Source organism: Pseudomonas sp. HMSC063H08, from assembly GCF_001813645.1.
Taxonomy (GTDB): Bacteria; Pseudomonadota; Gammaproteobacteria; order Pseudomonadales; family Pseudomonadaceae; genus Pseudomonas; species Pseudomonas aeruginosa.
The window spans coordinates 1,037-1,787 of record NZ_KV813571.1; the positions used below are offsets into that span (position 1 = coordinate 1,037).

A 751-nucleotide genomic window follows, 5' to 3' on the forward strand; every position below is an offset into this window, starting at 1 on the left:
CGTCTCGAACTGCCGCTGCAGGTTCTTATGTCCAACGCCGGCTTTTATATCGGCACCCTTGATGAAGAAGGACCAGCTTCGCGCGAGTCGGTTGAATACTACCCCTCCCGCGAACTTGCCCAACAGGCATTAGACAACGGCACGTGGTCGCAACGGGAATATTAAGTTTTACCCTTTTGCCTATGTGCCTCTGCTAATTCAACCCAGACGGGGTCATCCCCCTGTCGGGTGGTGACTTCTCCGAATTGCGTTAACCGCAACGACTCTACATCACCAGGGCGCTTCGGCGCCCCTTACTTCCCCTGGAGGTCCATAGTCTCTAAGGGCATGGGCTTCCCGGCTACTGGAGATACCCCATGACTCAATATAATCCGTTTATCCACGGCTATACTGACTTCAGAATCGAGCGAACGCTACAGATAACATACGAAGATGATTGCCCCCCCTGCTATCGCGCGTTGCATCCATCGCAGCAAATCCTCTCCGATACTCAACTACAGTGCTTTCCATGCATCTTCAATGACGACTTCGCCCTAGTTACTGAAGGTCGAGAGATCGATACTGCACTTTCTGACCGCTGTCCTTACAACGGTCTGGTGCGCAATGTGCTCTACGGCATCCTTGCCGAGCAGGACGGTCAGCAAAAGCACATAGGCGATCTGTATTCCTTGGCCGAAGCCCAGAGTGTCGTTCGTCACCTTTCGTTCGGTGGCGGTTACAACCGCTGCTGGGAGATCAGAAAAACACATCT

Annotated in this window: 1 pseudogene; it reads left to right on the forward strand. The window is 53.1% G+C overall.

Going from position 1 to position 751, the window contains the following annotated elements:
- Positions 1–356: 356 nt before the first annotated feature.
- Positions 357–751: pseudogene (locus HMPREF2924_RS34965) on the forward strand (ABC transporter substrate-binding protein); the annotation flags it as partial.